Annotated in this window: 12 protein-coding genes; 2 read left to right on the forward strand and 10 right to left on the reverse strand. The window is 60.3% G+C overall.

Annotation, left to right across the window (positions count from 1 at the left end; translation table 11 throughout):
- Positions 1-112 precede the first annotated feature (112 nt).
- The 7 genes from AC1VS5_RS06270 to AC1VS5_RS06300 all read right to left on the reverse strand — a co-directional run bounded on the left by AC1VS5_RS06270 (position 113) and on the right by AC1VS5_RS06300 (position 19,710).
- Positions 113-1,297, reverse strand: a complete 1,185-nt coding sequence (locus AC1VS5_RS06270) for an FprA family A-type flavoprotein (RefSeq protein WP_144687478.1) — start codon at positions 1,295-1,297, stop codon at positions 113-115.
- Between the two features lie 86 nt (positions 1,298-1,383).
- Positions 1,384-1,779, reverse strand: a complete 396-nt coding sequence (locus AC1VS5_RS06275; protein ID WP_481218068.1) for a helix-turn-helix domain-containing protein — start codon at positions 1,777-1,779, stop codon at positions 1,384-1,386.
- A gap of 447 nt (positions 1,780-2,226) precedes the next feature.
- Positions 2,227-5,514, reverse strand: coding sequence for a carbamoyl-phosphate synthase large subunit (gene carB / locus AC1VS5_RS06280; protein WP_481218069.1), 3,288 nt, complete (start codon positions 5,512-5,514; stop codon positions 2,227-2,229).
- Positions 5,515-5,806: 292 nt separating this feature from the next.
- Complete coding sequence (gene carA / locus AC1VS5_RS06285) at positions 5,807-7,270, reverse strand: glutamine-hydrolyzing carbamoyl-phosphate synthase small subunit (protein WP_481218070.1); 1,464 nt, start codon at positions 7,268-7,270, stop codon at positions 5,807-5,809.
- 859 nt (positions 7,271-8,129) lie between these two features.
- Positions 8,130-8,429: a MarR family transcriptional regulator gene (locus AC1VS5_RS06290; protein ID WP_481218071.1), complete on the reverse strand. Its 300-nt coding sequence runs from the start codon at positions 8,427-8,429 to the stop codon at positions 8,130-8,132.
- A 42-nt stretch (positions 8,430-8,471) separates the two neighbouring features.
- Positions 8,472-18,089, reverse strand: a complete 9,618-nt coding sequence (locus AC1VS5_RS06295; protein ID WP_481218072.1) for a Spy0128 family protein — start codon at positions 18,087-18,089, stop codon at positions 8,472-8,474.
- A 781-nt stretch (positions 18,090-18,870) separates the two neighbouring features.
- A complete protein-coding gene (locus AC1VS5_RS06300; RefSeq protein WP_481218073.1) occupies positions 18,871-19,710 on the reverse strand; it encodes an ABC transporter permease in 840 nt (279 codons plus the stop codon).
- Here AC1VS5_RS06300 and AC1VS5_RS06305 point away from each other — a divergent pair.
- Both AC1VS5_RS06305 and AC1VS5_RS06310 read left to right on the forward strand, forming a co-directional pair.
- Complete coding sequence (locus AC1VS5_RS06305) at positions 19,704-20,123, forward strand: substrate-binding domain-containing protein (RefSeq protein ID WP_481218074.1); 420 nt, start codon at positions 19,704-19,706, stop codon at positions 20,121-20,123. The two genes, AC1VS5_RS06300 and AC1VS5_RS06305, sit on opposite strands and share 7 nt — an antisense overlap.
- A gap of 166 nt (positions 20,124-20,289) precedes the next feature.
- A complete protein-coding gene (locus AC1VS5_RS06310) occupies positions 20,290-21,183 on the forward strand; it encodes a PfkB family carbohydrate kinase (protein WP_481218075.1) in 894 nt (297 codons plus the stop codon).
- A gap of 461 nt (positions 21,184-21,644) precedes the next feature.
- On the opposite strand, the gene AC1VS5_RS06315 is transcribed toward AC1VS5_RS06310, so the two are convergent.
- The 3 genes from AC1VS5_RS06315 to AC1VS5_RS06325 form a co-directional block, all read right to left on the reverse strand.
- A complete protein-coding gene (locus AC1VS5_RS06315) occupies positions 21,645-22,667 on the reverse strand; it encodes a hypothetical protein (RefSeq protein ID WP_481218076.1) in 1,023 nt (340 codons plus the stop codon).
- 78 nt (positions 22,668-22,745) lie between these two features.
- Positions 22,746-24,521 carry an ABC transporter ATP-binding protein gene (locus AC1VS5_RS06320; protein ID WP_481218078.1) on the reverse strand — a complete coding sequence of 592 codons (1,776 nt, stop codon included), beginning with the start codon at positions 24,519-24,521 and terminating at the stop codon, positions 22,746-22,748.
- Positions 24,522-24,710: 189 nt separating this feature from the next.
- Complete coding sequence (locus tag AC1VS5_RS06325; protein ID WP_481218077.1) at positions 24,711-25,184, reverse strand: PTS sugar transporter subunit IIA; 474 nt, start codon at positions 25,182-25,184, stop codon at positions 24,711-24,713.
- Between the last annotated feature and the right edge of the window lie 327 nt (positions 25,185-25,511).

Raw genomic sequence — 25,511 nt, forward strand, 5'->3', positions numbered from 1 at the left:
CCGCCTCTCCTCCGCCCAAGCCCTCCCCACCAAAAAGCCCCGGCTGCGCACTTACGCAACCGGGGCCGATCATCAGACTTTTGCAACCGCTACGCGCGGGTGTCCTCGATAACTACGCGCGGGTGTCCTCGATGATCTTCTTCACCGTATCCTGAATCTCGGTGAGTTTCTCCTCGCCAGGAATCCACTGCTGGGTGATCACGGGCACGGGCATCTCGAACTTGGCGTCCTGCATGGCCTGCTCGACCTGCTTGGGACCAAGCGGCGCCCAGCCATAGCTGCCGAACGCGATACCGATGCGCTGGCTGTTGTTGGGCGAAAGGCCACGCATATAGGTGAGGAAGCTCGCCACCGTAGGCATCATGTTGGAGTTGAGGGTGGGCGAGCCAACCGCCACGTAGCGCGCGTCGCACATATAGAGCATGATGTCCGAGATGTGCGTGTGCTTGAGGTCGATGAGCTGGGCCGTCACGCCCTCCTTGATGAAGGCGTCGCAGATCTCGCGAGCCATAAGCTCGGTGGAGTGCCACATGGAGTCGAACACCACCACGGCCTTATCCTCGGTCTGGTAGGTGCTCCAAGCCTGGTACTTCTCCAGGATGGCAGGGATGTTGCTGCGCCAAATCACACCGTGCGAGGGGGCAATCATCTTGATGTCGAGGCCCGCGAGCGCACCCATGGCCTTCTGCACCTGGGCACCGTACGGCCACACGATGTTTGCGTAGTACTTCTTGGCCTGCTTCATGACCTCGGCAAGGTCGTTCTCGTCGTCGAAACGCTTGCTCGTGGCGAAGTGCTGGCCGAAGGCGTCGTTCGAGAAGAGGATGCCGTCCTCGGGGCACCAGGTGACCATGTTGTCGGGCCAGTGGACCATGGGCGTCTGCACGAAGTGGAGCGTGCGCTCGCCGATGCTCAGCGAATCGCCGGTCTTCACGCCCTCGACCTCGATGCCGTAGTGCGCGCGGATCTCATTCACGCCGGCCGGAGCGCTGGCGTAGATGGTCGCGCTCGGCGCGAGCTCGTGGATCTTGGGCAGGCTGCCGGAGTGGTCCATCTCCACGTGGTTGGTGATCACGACATCGATCTTCGCCGGATCGACCACCTGGCTGATGCGCTGAACGAACTCGTCGGTGAAGGTCGCCTTGGCGGTGTCGATGAGCGTTACCTTCTCGTCCATGATGAGATAGGCGTTGTAGGTAATGCCGCGCTCGGTGGTGTAGCCGTGGAACTGGCGCTCGTTCCAGTCGAGCCCGCCGACCCACCAAACCTTCGGCGCGATCTCAATAGCGTTGAGCATGCTGCTCCCTTCTGCTGCCCGCGGGCAGCCTTGAATGCTTGACCGCGGACCATGATAGCACGCGCGCTGCGCCGCGGGAAATGCTCCTACGACGAGGATTCTGCCGAAGACCTGGGCTTGCGACCTCGACGTTTGTTAACGAGCGCATGCGCTCCGTCGCGTCGGTACGCTCGGCACCACGCCTTGAGCGAAGACTCGCTGGGAATCTGATACTTAACCATCACATCGCGGACCGACTTGCCGCGCTCCACATGCTCTTTCACGGCAGCGAGCTTGGTCTCGTAGTCGTACACCTTGCGGTGGCTCCCGGCGTTGAGCACGGCCTCCGCACCGCCCACGGCGAACGCGCGGGCCCATTGCCGGGCCGTCGCATCGCTCACCCCAAGCTCGCGCGCAAGGTGGCGGCGGCCCACACCGGCTTCGAGCAGTTCGACCGCCCGCTGGCGCACGTCGTCATGTATCGTCCTGCTGTTCTCGTCCATTGGGAATCGCCACCATCGCATTCGTGTCGCCGGCATTGCAGTCGTGGCACCGTCATCGTCCTTGCGTCGCCCGTGCCGCGTTCGCGTCGTAGGCTTCGTCTTCATGCCTCCGGTGCCGCATTCGCGCCGCCGGCATCGCATCCGCAAATTGAGGAACGAAACGGGATTGTACCTGCCCCGTCTCCTCGATCCGCTCGCTTACTTAGATTATGCTTGAATTGTTACTAACTTAGGTCAATTAACATCGTATCGCCATGAACGGGGCACCCTCGCCAGGGGAACAGGGTGCCCCGGCAGCGGAGCGGGACTGCCGAGGAACGCCGGCCGGCGGCAGCGGGCGAAATCGCCAGGGCACCCCCGGCGGCAGCGGGGTGGGGTACCCCGACCGCCGCCGGCATCGCAATCTTCCAGAATCCGCAGGCCCGTACGCATCGAGGCAGAAACGCCCTACACCTCGTACTGGGGGAGGTCCTGCAGAGCGATGACCCCCATGTCCTCGCCGCGGTCGAGGCGAGCATCCTCAACGGCTTCGACCGCCGCCACGAAGGCGTTTGCCGCGCTCAAGGCCGTGATGCACGTGACCCCGCGACGCACGGCCTCAGTGCGCAGCTGGTACCCGTCGCCACGAGACTCCTGCCCGAACGGCGTGTTGATCATGAGGGCAATCTCGCCATTCGCCACCATGTCCCCGATGTTGGGGTGCGCCTCGCTGAACTTGCGCACCACCTCGCACTTCACGTTGCCGCCAGCCAGCACGCGGGCCGTGCCCTCGGTGGAGCAAATCTCGAACCCCAGGTACCGCAGGATGCGCGCGAGCGAGAGGATGTTGCGCTTGTCGCGATCATTCACCGAGATGAACACCTTGCCGCTCTCCGGCGTGGGAAGCTCGTAGCTGATCGCGAGCTGCGTCTTGGCATATGCTTCGGGGTAGCTCTTCGCGATGCCCATCACCTCGCCCGTCGACTTCATCTCCGGGCCGAGCACCACGTCGGCGCCCGGGAAGCGGCCCCACGGCATCACCGCTTCCTTCATGCAGAACCAGTCGAGCCGCCGGTCGTCGGCAGGCAGGTGCAGGTCGGCGATCTTCTCCCCCGCCATGATGCACGCCGCGCACTTGGCGAGCGGAACACCCGTTGCCTTCGAGATGAACGGCACCGTTCGGCTCGCGCGCGGGTTTGCCTCGATCACATAGACCTGCTCGCCCTGGATGGCATATTGCACGTTCACCAGGCCGCGCACGCCAAGCGCCATGGCAATGCGCGCCGTGGTGTCGCGCAACTTCGCCACGAGCGCGTCGGAGAAGCTGAAGGGCGGAATGCACGTGGCGGAATCGCCCGAATGGATACCGGCCTCCTCGATATGCTCCAAGATGCCGCCGATATAGACCTCGTCCCCGTCGCAAAGCGCGTCCACGTCGCATTCCATAGCGCCCTCGAGGAACCGGTCGAGGTAGACAGGGTAGTCAGGCGAGACGCGCGCGGCCTCGGCCATGTACTCCCGAAGGTGCTCCGCGTCGTAGGCGATCATCATGCCGCGGCCACCCAGCACGTAGCTCGGGCGCACGAGCAGCGGGAACCCGATCCGCGCCGCAACTTGCTCCGCCTCCTCGAAGCTCCGCGCCTCGCCCGCCGGCGGATACATGATGCGCATGCGGTCCAACAGGGCACTGAATCGCTCGCGGTCCTCGGCAAGGTCGATGGCGTCGGGCTGCGTGCCCATAATCTTCACGCCTGCATCGGCGAGCGCGCGGGCCAGCTTGAGCGGGGTCTGGCCACCGAGCGTCACCACCACGCCGTCGGGGCGCTCCACATCAACGATGTCCATGACATCCTCGTAGGTAAGCGGCTCGAAGTACAGCCTGTCGGACGTGTCGTAGTCGGTGGAGACGGTTTCGGGGTTGCAGTTCACCATGATGGTCTCGAAGCCGCGGCTCGCCAGCGCGTAGCTCGCGTGCACGCAGCAGTAGTCGAACTCGATGCCCTGACCAATACGGTTGGGCCCCGCGCCCAGAATCATCACCTTGGGTTTGTGCGCGCGGGTTACCTCGTCTGCCGCAACGCCACGGCTCGCGTCGGGCGATACCCGCATGAGGCCCTCGTAGGTCTTGTAGTGATACTCCGTTGCGCTCGCAAACTCCGCGGCGCACGTATCGACGGTCTTCATGCAGGGAACAACGCCGAGACCCTTGCGATAGGCCCGAACGAAGCGTTCGTCGCTCCCGGTGAGCTGCGCGATCTCGGCATCGCTCGCACCGTATTGCTTGAGCAGGCGCATGGCGTCGGCATCGATGTCCTCCACGCGCAGGCCCCGGACGCTCTCCTGCACGGCGATCATGTCGGCGATGCGCGAGATGAACCACGGATCGATGCCGGTGAGCTCGTGCACGCGCTCGTGGCCCCATCCGCGACGGAGTGCCTCGGCGAGCGCGAAGATGCGGTCCTCGGTGGGCGATGCCACGCGGCCCCCAAGCTCGTCATCCGGCACGGCAGCAAGGTTGTCGCCGCCCGCGCTCAGCCCGGCGTGCCCGTCTTCGAGCGAGCGCATGGCCTTGCCGAACGCCTCTTCGAACGAGCGGCCGATGGCCATAATCTCTCCCACGGCCTTCATGCGCGTTGTGAGGGTGGTGTCGGTACCCTTGAACTTCTCGAAAGCGAAGCGCGGCACCTTGACCACGCAGTAATCGATGCTGGGCTCGAAGCACGCCGGCGTGGCCTTGGTGATATCGTTTACGATCTCGTCGAGGGTGTAGCCCACCGCAAGGCGAGCCGCTGCCTTGGCGATGGGGAATCCGGTGGCCTTGGACGCAAGCGCCGAGCTTCGGCTCACGCGCGGGTTCATTTCGATCACGATGAGGCGTCCGTTCTTGGGATTTACGGCAAACTGCACATTGGATCCGCCCGTCTCCACGCCCACCTTCTCCAGAATGGCCAGCGAGGCCACGCGCATACGCTGGTACTCCAGGTCGGAAAGGGTCTGCGCCGGCGCCACGGTGATGGAGTCGCCCGTGTGCACGCCCATGGGGTCGAGGTTCTCGATAGAGCACACGATGATGCCGTTGCCGGCGCGGTCGCGCATGACCTCCATCTCGTACTCTTTCCAACCCTCGATGGATTCCTCCACGAGCACCTCGCCGGCAGGAGAGAGCTCAAGGCCCTGGCGCACGATCTCGCGCAGCTCCTGTTCATCGTGCGCGATACCGCCACCCGCGCCGCCCAGGGTAAAGCTCGGGCGCAGCACGCAGGGGTAGCCCACGCGCGCCACGATAGCGAGCGCGTCGTCGATGGAATAAGCGTAACCGCTGCGGGCAACCTCCAGACCGATCTCGGCCATGGCCTCATTGAAGAGCTTGCGGTCCTCGCCCCGCTCGATGGCGGCAAGGTCGCACCCAATCATCTCGACGCCATATGCGTCGAGCGCTCCATTCTTGGCCAGCTCCACAGCGGCATTGAGGCCCGTCTGCCCACCGAGCGTGGGAAGCAGGGCGTCGGGACGCTCTCGGGCGATCACCTTCTCAATGAACTCTGGGGTCACGGGCTCAACATAGGTGCGGTCCGCAAGTCCCGGGTCCGTCATGATCGTAGCCGGATTTGAGTTGACCAGAACGACCTCGTAGCCGTCCTCCTTGAGCACTTTGCAGGCCTGAGCGCCAGAATAATCGAACTCGCAGGCCTGGCCGATGACGATCGGGCCGGACCCGATGACGAGAATCCGCTTGATGTCGGTACGTTTTGGCATTGCGTTCTCCTAATCTGGCTAAAAATGTCGAAAAATGGCGATCGACCTGTGCCCTGCGCGCGGATATCGGTGTGTTTGCGGCCGTTTTGAAGGTTCTACGCCCGCCTGTCCACCCATTCCACGCCTTTTTCCTCGTTCGTCGAGCCCTTCAGGGAGATGCGATTGCCGAAAATCGACATTTTTAGCCAATTTCACGGCGTAATTAGTAAATCCGTTTCGCAGAGGCGGCTTCCAGCATCGAATCTGGCGGCTCGGCTCGCTGAAAACCTGCGGAAGCGCGCCCTGCGCCACATCACGCAGCGAAGGTCCACCCCGCGAGGCGGTCCTTGGCGATATCGATATCCAGGTAATCGCGGTCGCCGTCCATGAGGCGCATGAACGCGGTGAACAGGTAGTGCGCATCGGTAGGACCAGGCGCGGCCTCGGGGTGGTATTGCACACTGAACGCAGGGGCATCGAGCAGCTGAATGCCCTCGGCGGTGCCGTCGTTCAGGTTCACGTGCGTGAGGCGGATGCGTCCGAAGCGCTCATTGCTCACCACGGGCGCCACACCCCGCTCGACCCAGAATCGCAGGTCGCCGGTGGCGGGGGCGCCATCGGAACCGCAAGGATGCTCGGACACGCCGCCCGAAAGCTCCGGCACGAGCTCCCCCAGGCTCGGGAACACGAGGCCGAACCCGTGGTTCTGCGCGGTAATCTCCACGCGGTGCGTAAGCAGATTCATAACCGGCTGATTGCCTCCGCGGTGCCCGTAGGCGAGCTTCTCCATGGTGGCTCCGGCAGCAAGGCTAATCATCTGGTGCCCCAAGCAGATGCCGAAGATGGGCACCTTGCCAATAAGCCGCTGAACCTGGGCGTACGTCTCCCCCACGGCGTCTGGATCGCCTGGCCCGTTGGAAAGAAAGACGCCGTCGGGGCGGTGCTTGAGCACCTCGGAGGCCGGCGTGTCCCATGGCACGACGAGAAGCTCGCACCCCACACGCGCGAGCCCCTCGATGATGCCCCTCTTCACGCCGCAGTCGTACACCACGACCTTCTTGCGCGTATTGGCCGGGGCGGCCGCAGCGAAGGCGCGGTTCTGGGAAAGGCTCGACGCATCGTATCCATAGGCCTCCTTGCAGCTTACGGTCTGCACGAGGTTCGTTCCCACGAGGTCGGGGGCGCTATCGAGCATGCGAGCGAGCTCGGCAAGATCGAACACCTCGGTTGAAACGATGCCCTTTTGTGCTCCGTTGTCGCGCAAGTGCCGCACAAGCGCGCGCGTATCGATGCCCTCGATGGCAACGACGCCGCGCTCCTCGAGGTATTCCGGCAGGCTCATGGTCGAGCGCCAGTTCGACGGCACATGGCACATATCGTGCACCACGAGACCGCGCAGCGCCGGTTTCACGTTCTCCAAGTGCCTGCCCGGCATACCCGGCGCCGTCTGGGTATCGGCAAGGTCGATGCCGTAGTTCCCTATCTGGGGGTAGGTCATAGTCACGATCTGTCCGGCATAGCTCGGGTCCGTCACGACCTCGAAGTACCCCTCGAGCGAGGTGTTAAAGCACACCTCCCCCACCGCCGTGCCTGCGGCGCCGCACGAACGCCCGTAGAACGCCGTGCCGTCGGCCAGCAGCAAGATGGCCGGATCGCTCGATTGTTTGCTGGTTTTTGATAGCATGCGCGCCGCGAGGTCGCTTACGCGCGCCCGACGAGCCGATGGGCTCGCATCGCAAGTGCTGGCAAGCTCGGCTGCCATGTCTTGTGGTGCCATGTTCGCTCCTTCCCGGGCTCTCTGGACCGGATTAAAGGTTAATAGGCCGCAAGTATTGTACTGGTTTTATCCAGTTGTATAAAACTTTTGGTAATAATATTCGTGACTTACTTAATAGATGCCAATTATATGCAGAATATGCTTCTCGATATACATGTTTTTCCACATGACGCACATCGGCAGCCCCCCGCATGCGGGCGGCGGACACGCGCAGGCCGCGACGGCAAGAAGCGTCCGACGCGAAAGCGGGAAGCTTCCGCGAACAGAAAGCCGCCGCAGGAGGAGAGCTACCATCCACGCGGCAAACGCCCGCCGCAGCCGCTGCCCGCATCTATGCAAAGCGGGCCCGCCGCTCCTTCCGGCAAGCGGGCCCGCCCGTCTTATCCAGATTATGACCGTCGGCGCGTCGAGGACTTCGCGGCGCGTACGCGATGGATGCTCTCGGCGGTAGCTCGATACTCGTTTGCCAGCTGCCCGCCGTTATCGCCGAACACCGGCGTGCATACGACGCACAATGCACGACGCATATTTGAAGCGATTGTATGGAGGCATGTTCGCTCCGCTCGATTTATTAAGGTGCCCCCCTCCCTGTAAACGCCCGCCTTCGAGTCCAAAACGCTGCCGTCTACCTCGGGTTCTCCGTTCGCCGATTTCACCCCCGCCGCTAGCAGGCGATATGTGTCGAATCTGTTAAATGATGCCCCGGGTAGCAAGTTTTTCGGCTTCAAACCGTCGGGGCCACGCCGGCCCGAAGCGCGTTCGTCAGGCACCTTTGACACCAACCCGCCCATCTGACCCACTAAAAAACCGGGCTGCGCAAGGTGTCCCCTGCACAGCCCGGTAACAGAGCGCATGCCCCTTACGAAGCATCGCGCTTGCGGCTCTTAAGATGACGCGCCATGACCAAGCCGTCACTCGTTGCCTGGTACTCGTTTCCCAGCTGACCGCCGTTCTCGTTGAATATCGGCGTTCGCGTGATCAGCTGTTCTCGGCACAGGCGGCGCACCGCGCGGTCAAGCATCTGCTCGCTGCACCCCATCCGCTTCGCAAGATCGGCCTTAACAAACCGCACCGCTCCGCGAAGCTCGGTCTCACGCGCCACCAACTCCAGCACGCGCTCGTGCACGAACGCGTGCCGGCCGTTGATGTGCGTACTCACTCCTTTTAGCGATGATCCAGAACCCGGCCTCATCGCCATAGGCTACTCACCCCGCTTCTTCATCACCACGCCTGCGGCGATCGAAACGACGCCAAGCCCCAGCACGGCGGCGATAGCGGTAAACGTACCGTCGCTCGTCTGCATGAGCGGGCCCTCGTTGTCGTCATCCGGCTCGGGCGCAGGCGGCTCCGTGTAGGTGTTCGTGAACACCGGGAACTCAGTCTCGCCGTTGTAGGTAAGGCCCGTAATCGTGAGCTGGCCCTTGCGGTTGTCGCTCACCGTCACCTCGACCGTCCACGTGGTCTCGTCGAAGGTCACGCCATCCTGCTGGATGCCATCGGTCGCGGCATCGTCGTCCTCGGGCAGGACCTCAGAGATGGTGTACTCGTAGGTGCCCGACGCGTCGAACGTCAGCGTATCGAAGACGAAGCTACCGTCGGCGGCGTTCTGCACCGTCTGGACCTCGTTGCCCTCGGCATCGCTCAGGCGGAAGCTGAACTGGCCGTCCTCGAGCGTGGCGCCGTTGAGCACCTTGCTACCACCGAGGGTGACCGATGCCGGCGTGGTGGTATAGCCGTTGGCGAACTCGATCTGCTCGACCTCCTCGCCGGCGGCATTCTTAACCGTCCACTCGACGCTCAGGGTACCCGTACCGGTATCCGTCACCACAGCCGTCGCGGTATAGACGCTCCGGTCGTAGCTCACGCCGTTGCTCTGCTCACCCGGCACCTCGCTGATCTCGTAGGTGTAGGTGCCCGGCTGGGTGAAGGTGATGCCACCGAAGCTCACGCTACCGTTCGCACCGTTCGTGGCAGTCGCCACCGGCTCGGTAGTGCCTGTCTCGACCATCTTGAAGGTGAACTCACCCTCGTCCATGGTTCGGCCGTCGAGCGTCTTGGTGATGGTCACGCCGCCCTCGCCCGTCGGGGTCGTGGTCACGTCCTCCACGTCATACGTATTAGTGAAGGTGAAGTCCATGCCCTCGGCGGCACCGCTGGCAGGAGCCACGTCAACCGAAAGCGTACCGTCACCGTTGTCGGTCACCTTGACCTCGATGGTCTTGGTGCCGCCCTCGTTGGTGATGCCAGCCACCTCGCCAGACTCCGTGACCTCGTAGGTGAAGGTCTTGCTGCGCAGCTCGCTGGCCTGCGTGCTCACGTCGTCGTCGGCCGCATCGATCGAGGCATCCGTGCCAAAGACGTTGGCCATCGTGTAGGTGATGGTGCCAAAGCTCACGCTACCCGCCGCATCGTTCTGCGCGGTCTTGGTGTTGCCGTTCGAGCCCTCGGGCATCGGCGCGCCCTCAGAGCCCTCGAGCGTGAAGGTGTACTTGCCCGCGATGTCCGCCAGGGTCGGGCCGGTCAGGGTCGGGTCGGCAAGGGCAATCGCCTTGTTGCCGTTCAGGACGGCCTCGGCGGTCTCACCATCGCCGTAGGTGTTCGTGAAGCCAAGGGTCGGGTTCTCGCCCTGGTCGACAGCGGCCGTCAGGTGCCCGGCACCATCGTCCTTCACGGTCACGGTAACCGTGAAGGAGTTGGCCACGCTGGTCACGCCATCGCCCGTGCCACCGGTTTCGGTAACCGTGTACTGGTAGGTGTAGACCGTCGCGCCGTTTTCGCCGGCCGTCTTGCTGGCAATGCCATTGGCTGCGTCGTTGTTGAGCTTCTCAACGGTGTAGGTGATGTCACGGAAGGTAACCTTGCCAGCCTCGCCGTCGGCTGCTGCCGCGTTCGAGCCCGTCGTGACCTCGTTGCCCTTCTTATCCGTCACGGTGAAGGTGAACTCACCCGCCGTCATCGGACGGCCGGTCAGGGTCTTGGTGGCCTCAATCTTGGCCGAGGCATCCTCGCCCACCGTGGTCGTGGCGGCGTCGTAGCGGTTGTTGAACTCGAGCGTGACGGGCTGGAGCGCATTGGTTGCCACAGCCGAAGCGGTGTAGGTCGCAACCGTTTCCCCATCGACCGCAGTCGTAACCGTCAGCGTACCCTGGGTGTTGTCCGTAACCGCAATCTCGATCTCGTAGACACGGATGTCGTTGGTGTAGCCTTCGCCGCCGCCCTTGGTCTCTTCCATGGTGAAGGTGAAGGTCTTGCTCGCGTCACTCTGGTCGAACGTCATGCCAGTCAGGGCCGCGATGGTCTCGGAGGCTACGTTGCCACTCGTGGCCTGCGCCGTAGAGTCGTAGACCCGGGTCTTCCCGCCGAGCTTCTCAATCGCGTCGTCGTTGATGGCCGTCAGCGTGAACTGGAACTGCCCAGCCGCGATATCATGACCCGTCAGGTTCTTCACGATCTGCAGGCCACCCTCGGCGTCGTAGTCCACCGTACCCGCCTGGTACTTGTTGGTGAAGGTGCCATCCTTAACCTCAGCAACCGCAGTGTAACCACCCTGGTTGTTGTCGGTCACGCGCACCGTCACCGTAGCGGTATGGCCGTCGTACGTAATTCCCGGGTTCGGGTTGTCGCCCGGCACCTCGGTCACCGTGTAAACGTACGTGCCAGGCTGGTCGTAGGTGATGGTCCAGCCAACGAAGTCGGCGTAGTCGTTGCCGTTGTCGTCCTTGCCGGTAGGCTCAGAGACGGTCGCGGTTGCCGGATCGGGCAGGTAGTTGGCCGCTTCATCGTTGCCTGCGGCGATGCTGAAGGTGAAGGTCTCGCCCTCAGCCCAATCCCTGCCGGTGAACACCTTGCGCAGCATGATGCTGCCCTCGCCCGCATCGGGCGTGGTGGTCGTTCCGCCGGCCTTATAGGTGTTGGTGAACGCCGCAGCGCCCTCCACCGCCTGGTCCTCGAGGGTCGTAGCGCCATCGTTGTCGTAGCTCACGCTTGCCTCGAGCTTGCCGTCGTGATCGTTGTCGGTCACCGAGACGGTTACGTTCGCAACATGGGTGTCGTAGGTCACGCCACTTGCCTGCACGCCTTCGGCATCCGCATTGTCATCCGCCGGCACAACCTCAGAGATGGTGTAGTGGTACTCGCCCACCGTATCGTACTCGATAGCACCGAACACGTTGGTGTTTTCGCTACCGCTCTCGGGCTTGCCGATGATGATGGTATCCGCACCCTCGCCCTCGGGCATCGGGGCATTATCGACCGGCGTCAGCGTGAACTGGAAGTTATCGTCATCGCCCCAGCCGTTCTCGCGCCCGGTGAAGGTCTTCTTGACGGTGATGCCCGCGGTATCACCCTCGCCGATGATCACCGGCGCAGCCTCGTAGCTGTTAGTGAAGGCCGCAGCAGAGTCGACCGCCTTGTCGGCATCAGCCGCCCCATCGACATCGTTGCTGTAGGTAACGGTGGGTACAAGCGCACCCTCGCCGTTGTCGGTCACCTCGACCGTTATGGTCTTGATGGTCTGGTCGTAGGCCCAGCCGCTATCCGCAGCGGGGTCCTCGTTCGTCTCCTCAACGTCGAAGATGTAGATGCCGGGCTGCGTGAAGGTCACGTCACCGAAGCTCGCCGTCTTGGCTGCATCGCCCTCAGCGAAGCTGTCGCCCACCGTGGCGTTGAGCGTGAACGCATGCCCCTCGGTCGCTCCCTGGATTCCGGAGATGCTACCGGGGTTCTCCGCCGCCGCGCTCGCCTCGGCATCGAACGTCGCCACGAAGGTGAAGTCGGTATCAGTCGGAGCGCCGGTCACGGTCTTTTGCACCTTGAGGGCAGTATCGCCGGTAAGGGTTACCGTGCCGTGGTTGTAGCGATTGGTCACCGTCGGGTTATTGTCCTCGACCGTTGCGTCGAGGTGACCGTCGAATCCTTCGTCGGTCACGTGAACCGTAATGGTCCGGGCCGCATTATCGTAGGTCCAACCGTTCGCCGGATCAGGCTGCGCAGTTGTCTCGGCCACCGTGAAGACATAGTCGCCCACTGCAGTGAAGGTAAGGTCGCCGAAGTCGACGGTCTCGGAGTTCTCATGGCCTTCAAGACCCGAGGTGGACATCTTAATTCCATTCTCAGGGAAGGCGGTTGCCTCGTCTCCAGAGCCCACCATCACGTTGGACCTGTTATCAGAGGTGAGTTGCAGCGTGAAGTCAAACTCGCTCAGCGCCGGCGCCCCGGTAACCTGCTTAGTCACCTGGAGACCCGCCTCGTCGTCACCAACTATCACGCTTTCCGGCGTGTAACTATTAGTGAACACCGGATCGTTGGTCTCCTGGCCCTCATGCGTCGTCGTGGCCACGAGCTCGCCCTCGGTATTGTCGGTTACCGTCACCACGATCTGGCGCGTGTTGTCGTCGTAGGTCCAGCCTGCGGAAGGAGCGGCAGCAGCGTTGTCCTCAACCACGTCAAAGACATAGGTGCCAGGAGCGCTAATCGTGATAGTGCCAAAGTCAACGCCCTTGGTCTCGCCAGCTGCGAAGCCATCAGAGATGGTAGCCGTCAGCGTGTTGTCATCGGTCAGGCCCTCGATATTATCGACAGTGCCCGTGCTCTCATCGGCGTTAAATGTCGCGGTGAACGAGAAGTCCTCCTCGTTAGGAGCACCCGTCACGGTCTTCTGAACGCCGAGGCCAGAATCGGTGTCCTGCGTCAGATCAACCGGATCCGCGTTGTAGCGGTTAACGAACGAATAAACGCCGTTCTCGTCTGCAGGTCCAAGGCCCGTCACCATCGGATAGCCGCTAGCAATGCTTAGCGTGCCTGTACCGTTGTCCTCGACAACGACCGCAATCGTTGCCGTACGGCTGTCATAGGTCACGCCCTGCGTGTCTTCCTCAGCACCAGGCTGGGTCTCGTTTACGGTGTACACATAGGCACCGGCCTCTTTGAAGCTAAATGCACCGAACGAGAAGTCACGGTCACCAGACGTTGCGGTAAACGTCGTCGTCTCCGGCATGGAGGCGTCCAGGGCCTCATCGCTCACCGTAGAGCGATCGGCATCGGCCGCAAGGGTGAACTCAAAGCTGTCTGTATCTTTCCAGTCGCGACCCGTCAGCTCCTTATCAAAGTTGACCGATTCAAGCGCAGTCCCTTCAGCCTTGTAGCTGTTCGTGAACACCGCAGTTGGATATGTGCTCGCAGTTCCATTCTGGAAGTTGCGGCTGTCGTACTCGGTGCTCTGGCCTTCCTTGGTTACCGTGGTCACGGTGTACAGGTTGCCATCGTTTTTATCAATCACCTTGATAGCAACCGTAACGTCCTGCGTGTCGTAGGTGTAGCCTGCAGGAGCACCATCCTCGGGAACGACCTCATGCACCGTGAAGGTGAACGTCTGCCCAGCATCATCCTCGTCAAACGTCATATTACGGAACACGCGCCACAACACCGCGCTACCGCTGCTTGCGCCACGCGGGTTGCTAAAGCTTTGGTCCGCTGGGCTCAACTTTGCCGTAGAGGCTTCATTGGCACCAGTAATGGTGAAGCTGAACTGACCTTGGGTCATGCTGTAACCATTGAGCGTCTTACTCATCACCAGGCCACCGGCGCCCTCAAGATAATTGAAGTCGGCGCTATAGCTGTTGGTGAACGTAGGACTATTGGTTTCGCTGGGTTCAGTGATGGTCTCGATGCTTAACTGGCCGGAGTGATTGTCCGACACCCTAAACGTCACCGTGTAGGTATGGGTATCGTACGTCCAGCCACTCGGCACAGATTCCGGAATATTCTCAGTCACCTCGAAGGTATAATCGCCGACCTGCGAGAACGTCAGCGTCGGGAAGGTGAGCTGCTGGCTGTCGTCCTTCGCAATAGCGCCTGTAGCCTGCGATACCTGAGTCACCGCTTCATTGACATCGTCAGTATTGGGGTCATCGGCCTCAAAGCCCTCGCCGGTGATCTGGCCGGCAGCGACGGCGGCGCGCGTAGCGTCGTCAGCCGCACTCATCGTGAAACTGAACTGCCCATCGGTTGCCGCATGCCCATCAACCTCTTTGGTGATGGTTACCGCATCGTCCCCGGCATTCTGAACGGGCGCGGGTGTGTAGCTGTTAGCGAAGGTGATGTCGTCCGCGTCATCGTGCACATTGGCAACAACATCGCCGACCTGTTGACCATCCTGAATGTTATCGTTGGTTACCTGATAGACCTCAATCGAGACATTCTCTACATGCTGGTCGTAGGTCATGCCCTGGTACTGAACGCCATCCGTATTGGCATCTTCGTCCATATCGGCAGTGACACCATCGGGCAGATTCTCGGTCACCGTGTAGTAGTAAGTATTGCCCACATCATTGATGTCGAAAACAATGTTACGGAAGCGGAACGCACCGCTGGCGTTTGTCGTCGCCTGGTCGCTCGAGGGCTTCGGGACATCTTCCGCGTCAATGTCATAGTCACCGAGGGAAGCATCGGTCTTGCCACCCAGCGGCGTCAGCGTGAAGCCAAACCTCGTATCGGCAATGCTCGTTTCGCCCGTGGAATCGGTATAGGTTTTGGAGCCCTCAAGGTTCACGGTGTACTCATCATTGCCAGTAAACTCATTCGTGAATCGAGCCCCATTGCCGTCAGTTACATCAACGGGTTCATCAAGCGTAGTTCCCTCATCATTAGCAGTCTGCTCAACCTTGATGACCGGAGTCTTCATGGTGCCGTCGCCGTTATCCTCGACAGTCACCGTGACTGTGTAGGAGGCGGACGACGCATTCATGCCAGACGCATAGGGGTTTTGCTCGCTGATGGTGTAGGTATACGTACCGGGCTTCTCATACTCAATCGTACCGAAGCTGAAGTCGTAGGCCTCGTCCTCTGTATAGGTACCGTCGTCCGTCAGCGTCACGCTAGCGTTCTCCGGCATCGGAGCATCGGAAGGATTCGACGCCGAAATAGTAAACGTGAAGCTCTCGCCGTTGGCCCAATCGCGGCCGGTCAGAACCTTGCTACCACCGATGGCTTCGGTCGTGGTTACCGTACCAGTAAAGTCATATTTGTTGGTATACGTTACCTGAGTGGTTGCGCTCGACGTAACGGTGCCGTTAGCCGTAGCAGACTGCTGAGTCTCACCAGCACCCACCTGCACACTCGGGGTGAACCCGTTCTCGGTGGATTCCACAATCTCAAACGTTGTGCCCGCTGGCAAATCAGAAACGATGATGTATTGGCCGTCGGTGAGGGTTACCGTACCGCCGTCTGCAAGCGTACCGGTGGTTTGGCCCTCGCCAAGCTCATCTCCGTTGTTGTCAATTGCCGTACCGTCTTCAGTGTACTTCGTATAATCAAATTCACCGGTAATGGTCTCATCACCGTTGAAGTTCACCGTATAGGTGAATTCCTTATCCGGGCTCTCCGTGCCGTCACCCCAATTGACATCTTTGTCAATACGAAGGTCGCCCTTCATGGGGTAGGCGATACGCCCATTATTTCCGAGGGTGACGGTGACTTCACCGGAGCCGCTCCAATCCGGAGAAATGGAGTTCTCAGCTGTATCGGTTACGTTAGCGCCATCGGCCTTGGCCGCCACAAACTCGTTCGCGCGCGTGAAACGAGGTGCACCGGACTCGATATATGCATGATCGTTTTCATCAGTGCTCACGTATTCAGAAAGGCGATTGTTATCGTACGTGAACTGCACCCACTCTTGCTGCTCCTCGCCGCCATAGTAGTAGGTACGCATGTACCAGTACTGACTGCCAGGCTGCAATGTTCCAGCAGGATCATTAGTGTTCTGAGTGTTATAGATAGGCGTGTCTGACGTGAAGTAATAGAAGGCGTTAGTGGTAGCCGGAGTAAAGGTAGCCGTGGTAGTACCGGCACCGCCCGCTGTCGTAGCGCTATTGTTGCGGCCAGCGTAGCTATTCGAATGGAATACGAGGTTCCCGTTTGCATCGGTATGGCTTGTAATGTAGCTGCTGTCAATCTGGGACGTATCGAGCGTCCCGTTATTGTCAACCAAGCCGTCCTTCAGGCCAACGGTGTAGAAGATGCGAATGGGATAAGCATCCTTAACGTCGTTGTCGATTCCGCCCTCGTCGTTGGGGCCCGCAGTGTACAGACGCAGCGGAAGCAGGGAGCTTGGAATCTCAACGGTCACCGTGTCGCCCGTCCGCCCATTTTCATGGTGAACGCGCACGATGAGATCAGCGAGATTTGACTCACCGTAAATGTCATTCGCGGTAACTTCACCCGCAAAGTGATACAGCGTGTCGCCGGTTTCCTCGTCGACACTCGTTGGCGTATCTTCATTAAGAGTGAACTCATGGCCAGCATAGATAACACGCTTGAAGTTCTTGACCTCGGTGTAGTCGCCAAGCTGGTCGGTGAAGGTCAGGTAGCCAACTGGTTGTCCGCCAATGGTGGTTTCACCGTCGTTGGCAATCGGTGGAGTGGCAACGCCTTCGGTTACGCGATCGTAAATCGCCTCAAAGACCGAGTTCAGGCTTTCAGCATCTTCGGCGGCATAGTAGTATTGCTCATCTTCTGGAGCGCGGTCCCCAAGCTGTAGATCTGAGAAATTATTATTTTGCTGCCACTCCCGACCATTCCAAGTCCACTCATAATCACCGCATTGAGCATCGGGATAGTTGCTGGAAACGGCATTCATGTAGCGGTTGAAGCTGCCGCTTGTATCGCTCGGCATGGCCCCATCAAACACACCGATACTGAAAACCAGCGCACCGTTGTCCTTAAGCTCGTATGCTTCGTTAATCGCTCGAGCCGCAACCGACCCTTCAAAGCCATCACTGCTTGTAGGCTGACCATCGGTAAAGAAAATGACAACGCGCTGAGCATAGCTGCGCGCTCCATCGCCGTAACCGCCATTCGCCCGTCCATTCATGAGACGATTAGCATGGGCGAGACCATAGTCTGCACGCGTGGATCCATTGCCATCAAGGCTGTTGACTGTATTCTGAAGCGTCCGGCTTGTGTTTCCATCTACATACTGGAAGCCAGACATGATCTGAGAATAATTATATGTATTCCCGTCATAGGTATATGTATTGTTTCCAGGCGAGTCGCTGCTGTTTCCAGCAAACTTGACCAAAGCAATCCTGTGCTGCTGAGTCTGATCGGTAATCTCAGCGTTCTCTGCAGCAGTCTGAGCAATGAAATTGTCGGCAGCCTGTTGCAGAGCATCCATCTTCGTCATGCGCGTGTAGAAATGCACACGCCCAGGAGTTGTGTCGTCAGCGCTTGTCATGGGCGTAACGTAAGAGGGGTTCCAATCGCTTCCGTAGTACCATCTGCGCTGCCGATTTGAGTATTGCACTTGGCGATACTCACCGTCGACAAGAACGTAATATGTCAGCCCGTTACCGTTGCGGACGTTATACGCCTCGGCATAGGAATCGAGATAAGGGTTGTTGTTCGACTGTACGTTGTCCATCGAGCCCGACGCGTCGAGCACGAGAACGATGTCGAGTGGCTGGCTCGCAGTCGTAACGCCAGAAATCCTCGCAGCAGAGGAAAGCGCCGAAAGCTCAACAAGGGCGGTCCCCTCGTCGTTTTCAACGGTGAAAGTGGTTTCACCACTTGAGGCGTTCGTCAGAGTTGCATCGCCGCTATAGACGGATTTGTCTGTCCAAATGCGGCCCGTGTTCTGAGTGGAGTTATCCCCCTGACCAGAAACACCGAGATCACCCTCATACCACGAGTTTTGCGTAGAGGTATCTGCCTCCCACACGCCCGTCGTAGTTGCCGCAGAGCGAGGGCTTATTCCTAATGCGCCCGAGATTGCTCCAACCGGATCATAGCCGAGCGCATACGAGGTTACGGTCGCCACAAACATGAGCACAACCGCTGCAGCAATTGCAGTTAATGCCTTGCGACGAGACCCCCCCCCACGCTCTTTTTCACCCTCAACATAACGTGCCTTCCTCCGACAATCTTGCACTTAGCTACGTTTCAGCTGCTATTAGTGCTGATACGCGCCTACATAAGCGGGATTTTATGCTCGTTTGCGCTGGAGGTACGACCTATTTAGGAGTAGGGGGGTAACATAATCTGGTATAAAACCTAAATTAAAGTTTACGTTACCTCGTGTTTTCCGTTCACCGATTTTTTCCGTCGGCGGCCGGCGAAGATACAATCGCAACATCCGGAGCTACATTTTGACGGCTTTTCGATGGTGCTCTGGCGATTATGGACTACCGTTCGCTGGCATCCCCGGCAGTCACCGCCTGCACCCAAGAGCATGAACAGATAGCAACGGATGTCGCCCCCGTCTGCCAAGCTGTCTCTGGGAAAACCGCCTTAGCCCATTTCTTGGTGCTGAACAACACGGATTGCTTGACGCCTCCCCAGGCCATTTCGGCGAACCCCCTTGCTTTATTCACCTCGCCGCGCCCAGGAATAACAAAGGGCCCCGCGCGTCGTCATGCACGGGGCCCCGGAAAGAAGGGCTATGTTTCACGAACGCCGGCTGGGCGGGAGCTCACCAGCAAAACCGGCGCTCACCGGCGAGACCGGAGCTCACTAGCAAAACCTGCTTCCACACGAAGCCGCACCGCCGCCAAACGCAGCGGCGTTCCTTGCCCGTATCGCTGAGCGCCAAAGCTCGGCGCAAGCCGTTACTTCGAGCTCTTCGTCCCCTTGCGCCCAAAGAACTCCTTGATCTGCGGCCCTGCCACCTGGATCATGATCACGATGATCAGGATAACGCCCTTGATCGTGTCCTGGATCAGCGCATCCATCTTGAGCGCGATGATGATCTTATCGATTACGTCGTACGAAAGCGCACCGAACAGCACGCCGATCATGCGCCCGCGGCCGCCGCTCATGCTAATGCCTCCAAGCACCACAGCGGCGATGGCGTACATCTCGTAGCTCGAGCCGGTGGTAGCCGGGTCGGCAGAGGCGTTCATGGCAATCCACAGGAACGCGGAAAGCCCCACAAGGGCGCCGGCGATCGTGAAGACGAGCATCTTCATGAGCGGAACGCTAACACCCGTAAGGTGCGCTGCCTTGGCGTTCGAGCCCACCGCGTAGATCTTCTTGCCGAACTTCGTCGACGCGCAGATATACACGAACAGCACCACCACGAGCACCATCGTGAGGCCAACGATGGGCACGCCGGCCACGCGCGCGTTGCCAAACGAGTACAGGGCGTCGTAGGCGCCCAGCTCGCTGGACATGCGATACACCGAGCTTCCATTGCCAATGAGCTCGCCGGGCAAGTGCTGGCACGCGTACTGCGCAAGCGAACGGTAGATCAGCATCGTTGCCAACGTCACGATAAACGCGGGCATCTTGACCACGCCAACCAGAAAGCCGTTGATAAGGCCGCAAGCCGCGCCGAACACCAACGCAAACAGGAGCGTTACCGGAATGGAACCCGTCATGTTGAACACCACGACCGAGAAGCCCGCCACGAGCGCGCGGGCGCATGGACGGGTTTTTGTCGGTGGCAAAGACCCACGGCATCGACATCGAAGATGGGTGGATCGTACGCGTGCCCGATAACAGCTACGGCCTTGCCCACTCCGCGGTGTGTCACATGCTGGAATCTGTCAATGCCCCCGACGGTGTATTCGCATGCTCCGACACCTATGGAGCCGCGGTTATCAGTGCTGCGCGGCGAGCTGGACTTACGGTTCCCGGCGACCTCATGGTCGTGGGTTTCGACAACACCGACAACGCCATCATGACGACACCCACGCTCACCACGGTGAACCAGCCGCGCTATCGTATGGACTATACCACTTGCAACATCCTCCTTGAACGCATGAAGGGGGCTGCCGCGCCGGGGTCAATGACCATGGAAACTGAGCTTGTGGTGCGCGAATCCACCACGCGCAGGCATATCACCAACTCTCCCGTGTAACGATTGTGGAATTATGCTCCACCGACTCAGGATCGGCGATTTGCTTCATGGCCGCTCCGCGTTCGTTGCGTAACGAACGTGTTTCTCGCCCCGCACAGGACATGCAAGTACTATGCTGGTGCCTCGTACGCTGGTCCATAAGTCCGCGGAAGAAAGAAGGCAATCCATGTCTAACCAAATCACCAGCTCCCTGCCACCCCTCTATCAACGCGAGGGGGACTACATCCCGCGCGTCGCTGCCGTGCACGACCTGTGCGGCTACGGCAAGTGCTCGCTCGGCGTCGCCATTCCCGTGCTCTCGGCCGCCGGTTGCGACGTCTGTCCTGTGCCAACCGGGCTCTTTTCGAGTCACACGGCGTTTCCTGGCTGGTACATGCACAACACGACCGCGATTCTGCCCGATTATCTCGAAGCCTGGAAGGGCATTGGAGTCGATATCGACGCCGTGTACTCCGGTTTTCTGGGCGCTCCCGAGCAGGTAGACATCATCAAGGGAATCTACGAAACCTACCCGAAGGCCCTGCGCATCGTTGACCCCGTCATGGCCGATCACGGTAAGGTGTACGCCACCTACACCCCCGAGCTTTGCTCCGCCATGGCCGAGCTCGCCGAGGGCGCGGACATTCTCACCCCCAACCTTACCGAGGCTGCCATCATCCTCGATGAGCCGATCGGCGATGCCTGGGCGGGCGAGAGCATTTCGGACGACGAAGCGCGGCGGATGGTGGAAGCGCTCCTTGCCAAGGGGACCAAGACCGTGGTGCTCAAGGGCGTGCAGCGCGGCGATGGGCTCATCCGTAACTTCGTTGGGTCGCAGTCGGGCGCGTTCTTCGAGGTAAACAACGAGCTACTCCCCTACATGCTGCACGGAACAGGAGACCTGTACTGCTCGTGCCTGCTGGCTGCCGTCATGGCTGGAAAGGCGCTCGACGAGGCTGTCCGCTTCGCCGGCGACTTCGTGCACGACGCGATGATCGTCTCCTCGAAGCAGCCGCAGTTCCGCGAGCGCGGCGTTAGCTATGAGCCGCTGCTCGGGAAGGTCACGGCGCTGCTAGCATAGCCCGCACAGAGTAACCCAGGATTCGCGGCGGCCGATCTGCATGGCCTTCCCTTTTTGGCTGCCGTTTTCGAGCGGGGGGTGTTTGTCCCACCGGGACAAACACCCCCCGCTTTTTCGCTTCTGGTTTCGCTCACACCCCGTTTTCGCCTGAATCTACCCTCTTGCAGCACCAGCGCTTCAAAACTCTCGCCAAAGGATCGGATTTTAACGAATGGCCCAGATATACCCCGTGGCGAGCGCATGAAAAGCGCTGGTACGAGAAGTGCGATAATGTTGGCTACTCGTCACGTACCCCAAAATCCGATCCTTTGACGGGAGTTTTGCACCGAACCACTTCCACAGGGGGTCTTTAGCACCAAAATCGAGCCGGTTAGCGCAACACAACGCCCTAAAGGCGCACATCCGAGTATATGAGAGGCCGAATGCCTCTTGCACCGCGGAGCCTTTCGCCCCGCAGAACGCTATTGCCCTGAAGAATCCCCGGAAGCTGCATCCTGCTGCGCAGCAGTCGCGTCCGAGTTATGCGCAGCGGAGAGAGCGTCCCTCAGGGTCTGGCCGTCGTCGGTCCCCAAGAACACATCCTTGCCCTTAAGGCTTTGCTCCAAAGCCAGCTCGTCTTCCTGAGCCTCGATATCGCTCTGGTCGACGCTCGGCGTGTCTATCAGCGACGACACCGAGTTCACCTGCTTCTGAATACGGCTGGCGACCTCCTCGTCCATACCGACAATCCGCAGCTCCCAGTCGACGTTGCTCGACGCCTCAGATATATTCTTCGTCCAGATGAACGTGAAAATCTGCCGCTCGGTGCCATCAACAGGGAAGAACGAGAACAGCCCGTCGCTCACGATGTTCCCATCCTCGTCCATAACGGCCGAGACGTTGTACACCACGCGATTGATGTTGTCGTTAAGCAGCGCGTTCGTAGCGAGCGCCGCCGCCTCGATCTGGCTGTTAGAAAACAGCTCGAGCTCGTTGGACGCGTCGGTCGAAACCACGCTTACCTCAACCACGCCCGTGCGCTCATCTGCCTCGTCCACCGTGAAGGTGCTCGGAAACTGGGTAAATCCGTTGCCCCACTCCAGACCGCCCTCGATGGCGCGGCTCACGGTCTCCGTATTCACCGTGTCCGAAAGGTTTGCCGTGTTCAGGCGGCGCATGACGCCGTATCCCACCTGCATGCCCACCACGAGCACGATGATGCCCACGATGAACGCCACGCCAAAGCGCGAGATGGTGTTGCCCACCTTCGAACCCGAAGGGTCCTCGTCAGAAAGCGGGTCGACCGTGCTGCCCGTGCGCGAGCGGCGGTCTTCCGCGGTCAGGCGCTCCTCGGCCTCCTCGTCACCAGCGCTGCGCGCGGCGCGCCATGACATCAAGCGCTTCTTGCGCGTTTTCACGCGCGCAGGGTCGATGACGCCCGATGCGTCGACCTCCGAGAAGAGCTCGGTCACTTCTTCTGGTGTGAGCTGCCGTTTCTTTCCCATCGTCTTCCTGTCGAGCCAAATCCGAATGCGAGCGAATGCCTCCATGCAAGAGCCGCGGCCCCGCGCAGGCCACAAGCCTTAGGCGCTGGTGGCACGCATTCCCTCGAACTGCATTCGATAGTAGCGGGCGTACGTGCCGTTTTGTGCGAGAAGCTCCTCGTGGGTGCCGCGCTCCACAACTCGGCCACGCTCCACGGTCGCGATCTCGTCGGCGTTCTTAATGGTCGAGAGGCGATGGGCGATGATGATCGTCGTGCGGTCGCGCGCCAAGCGCTCGAGCGATTCCTGCACTGCCTCCTCGCTCTCGTTGTCGAGCGCCGAAGTCGCCTCGTCGAGAATGAGAATCGCAGGATCCTTGAGGAACACGCGCGCGATGGCCACGCGCTGCTTCTGACCTCCCGAAAGACGGCTTCCGCGCTCCCCCACCACCGTATCGTAGCCCTCGGGAAGACTCTCGATGAATTCGTGGATGTTCGCGCGGATGGCAGCCTCGACAATCTCTTCGAACGATGCGTCGGGCCTTCCGTACGCGATGTTCTCGGCGATGGTTCCGTCGAAGAGATATACGTCCTGCTGAACCAGGCCTATCGCCTGACGCAGGCTCCGCTGTGTGACGCTTCGCACATCCTGCCCGTCAATGCAGATAGAACCGTCCTGCACATCGTAGAAGCGGGGCAGCAGCGAACACGTTGTAGACTTGCCACCGCCCGACGGGCCCACGAGCGCGATGGTCTCGCCCGGACGGATCGAGAGGTTGAGATGGTCGATGACCGGACGCTCGTCGCCCGCGCGGTGCTCATCCTCGAGCTCGCGGTCCTCGTAGCTGAAGCACACATTGCGGTACTCGATAGCACCAGCGCTCACCTTGAGTGGGCGGGCATCGGGCGCATCCTCGATATCGGGCGCGCTCTGAAGCACTTCGTCCATGCGGCGGAAGCCGGCGATGGCCTTCTGGAACGTTTCGGTCGAGTTGACGAGGGTCTCGATGGGCGTGGTGAAAAGGCTGATATAGAGCGCAAACGTTGCCATATCGACCGCACTCATGCGGCCCGCGGCAACAAGGCACCCGCCTGCCACCACCACGAGCGTGAACAGCGCCCCGGTCATGAGCGCGCTCGTGGCCTGATAGGTTCCCATCACGCGATACATAGCCTCTTTCGAGCCGAGATAGCGGTCGTTGGAGCGGCGGAACTTGATGCGCTCGGTCTCTTCGTTCGCGAACGACTTCACCACGCGCATGCCGGCGAGAGAGTCCTGAAGCTGAGAGTTGACCTCGGAGATCTTGACGCGATTGTCGGTGTAGACGGAGCGCATGCGGAGGTTCTGCACCACCATGAGCGCAACGAACCCCGCAGTAACCAGCGCCATGACCCCGGTGAGCGCGGGTGAGATGGTAAAGAGGATCACGAACGCGCCGATAATCTCGACGCCGCAGATGATGATCCACTCCGGCACGTGGTGGGCCGCCTCACAGATATCGAAGAGGTCATTGACCACGCGGCTCATCATGTCACCCGAGTTCACGCGATCGAAGTAGCTGAAGCTAAAGCGTTCATACTGGTCGAAGAGGTCTTGGCGCATCTTCGATTCCATGCGGGCGCCCATGATATGGCCCTGGGCAGACACGAAATAGCGGCATGCGCAACGAATGAGGTACATGATTACGAGCCCAACGGCGACCATGCCGATCGATGCCATAATCGCGTGCTGTCCCTTGGTGAAAAGACCGTTGGTGAGCGCGCGCAGAATCACCGGAAACGCAAGGTCAATACCTGCGATAACGAGCGCGCAAACGGTATCGGCAATGAAAAGGTGCTTCTGAGGGCCATAGTAGGCAAGAAAACGGCGAAGCATGGTTGACGGACGGGCCGCCCGCGAGGTGCTGGCACTCATGTGCTGGCTCTTTTCTATCGTATAGAGGCTGAAAACCCGAGCGACGCTCAGGGGTTACCAGTATATACAGGCTCGGCGAAGCATGCTTCGAGATTGGCGGAGCACGCCGAAATGTCAACGCGCTCCCATCGGCTCACCTTGAGCGCAGGGCTACGAGCAGAGCTCGCGCATTGTTTCGATCATGCCTTCAGGGGTGGTCTGCGCCATGATTCTGGACACGGCATCGGTATCTAGGAAAACGCCCATAAGCGCCTGGAGTACGGCAACTTGCCCTTCTTCGTGCGCCGTCAGGCCGAGATTCACGATGATCTGCGCGGGCACGTCGCCATCGATTCCAGCCATACCCCTAAATGCAATAGGCTCCTTTGGCTTGATGACGGCAATATAGGGCTTGTTCAGGTGCTCCGGATCGACATGCGGCAGAGCAACGGAAACCGTCTCGAAGACAAGGCCCGTGGGGTAAGTTTCCTCGCGCTTCTTGATGCCAGCGAGCCACGAATCCTTGATGTAGCCATATGGAGCAAGCTCGTTGGCGAGCTTCTCGAAGAGCTCGTCGCTATTGGTAGCCTCGAAATCGAAGAACACCAGCTCGGGTTTAAAGAGTTCCAGATCAACAGCGCGCATGAAGACCTCCTAGGTGCTCAGAGGTTTCATCATAACAGATGGAATGATGCCGGTTGGGCGGGTACCAACGCCTTTTAGGGAGTGCTTTGCGATATGAGGGGCCTTTGCTAAAGACCCCGTGCCCTCCTTGGATATGAAAAAGCCCCGCCGTAGCGAGGCTTTCAAAAATGTTGGTGGAGGTAAGGGGGTTCGCCGCGCGCTGCGCGCGCTCTTTCCGCTGCGGCGGCTGCGCCGCCTTGCGCGCTGCGCGGCAAACGCTCGCGCGTTTGCTTCGCTCCGCGCCCCAAACGGGGTTCGAACCCCATGCTCCCTCCTTGGGTATGGAAA

The sequence above is a fragment of the Enorma sp. genome (assembly GCF_982429025.1).

Coding starts and splice junctions, on each gene's coding strand:
- carB (WP_481218069.1), bottom strand. CDS start 5,514: ATGCCAAAACGTACCGACATCAAGCGGATTCTCGTCATCGGGTCCGGC.
- AC1VS5_RS06295 (WP_481218072.1), bottom strand. CDS start 18,089: ATGTTTGTGGCGACCGTAACCTCGTATGCGCTCGGCTATGATCCGGTT.
- AC1VS5_RS06270 (WP_144687478.1), bottom strand. CDS start 1,297: ATGCTCAACGCTATTGAGATCGCGCCGAAGGTTTGGTGGGTCGGCGGG.
- AC1VS5_RS06325 (WP_481218077.1), bottom strand. CDS start 25,184: ATGCGCGCTGTTGATCTGGAACTCTTTAAACCCGAGCTGGTGTTCTTC.
- AC1VS5_RS06310 (WP_481218075.1), top strand. CDS start 20,290: ATGTCTAACCAAATCACCAGCTCCCTGCCACCCCTCTATCAACGCGAG.
- AC1VS5_RS06315 (WP_481218076.1), bottom strand. CDS start 22,667: ATGGGAAAGAAACGGCAGCTCACACCAGAAGAAGTGACCGAGCTCTTC.
- AC1VS5_RS06275 (WP_481218068.1), bottom strand. CDS start 1,779: ATGGACGAGAACAGCAGGACGATACATGACGACGTGCGCCAGCGGGCG.
- carA (WP_481218070.1), bottom strand. CDS start 7,270: ATGGCACCACAAGACATGGCAGCCGAGCTTGCCAGCACTTGCGATGCG.
- AC1VS5_RS06320 (WP_481218078.1), bottom strand. CDS start 24,521: ATGCTTCGCCGTTTTCTTGCCTACTATGGCCCTCAGAAGCACCTTTTC.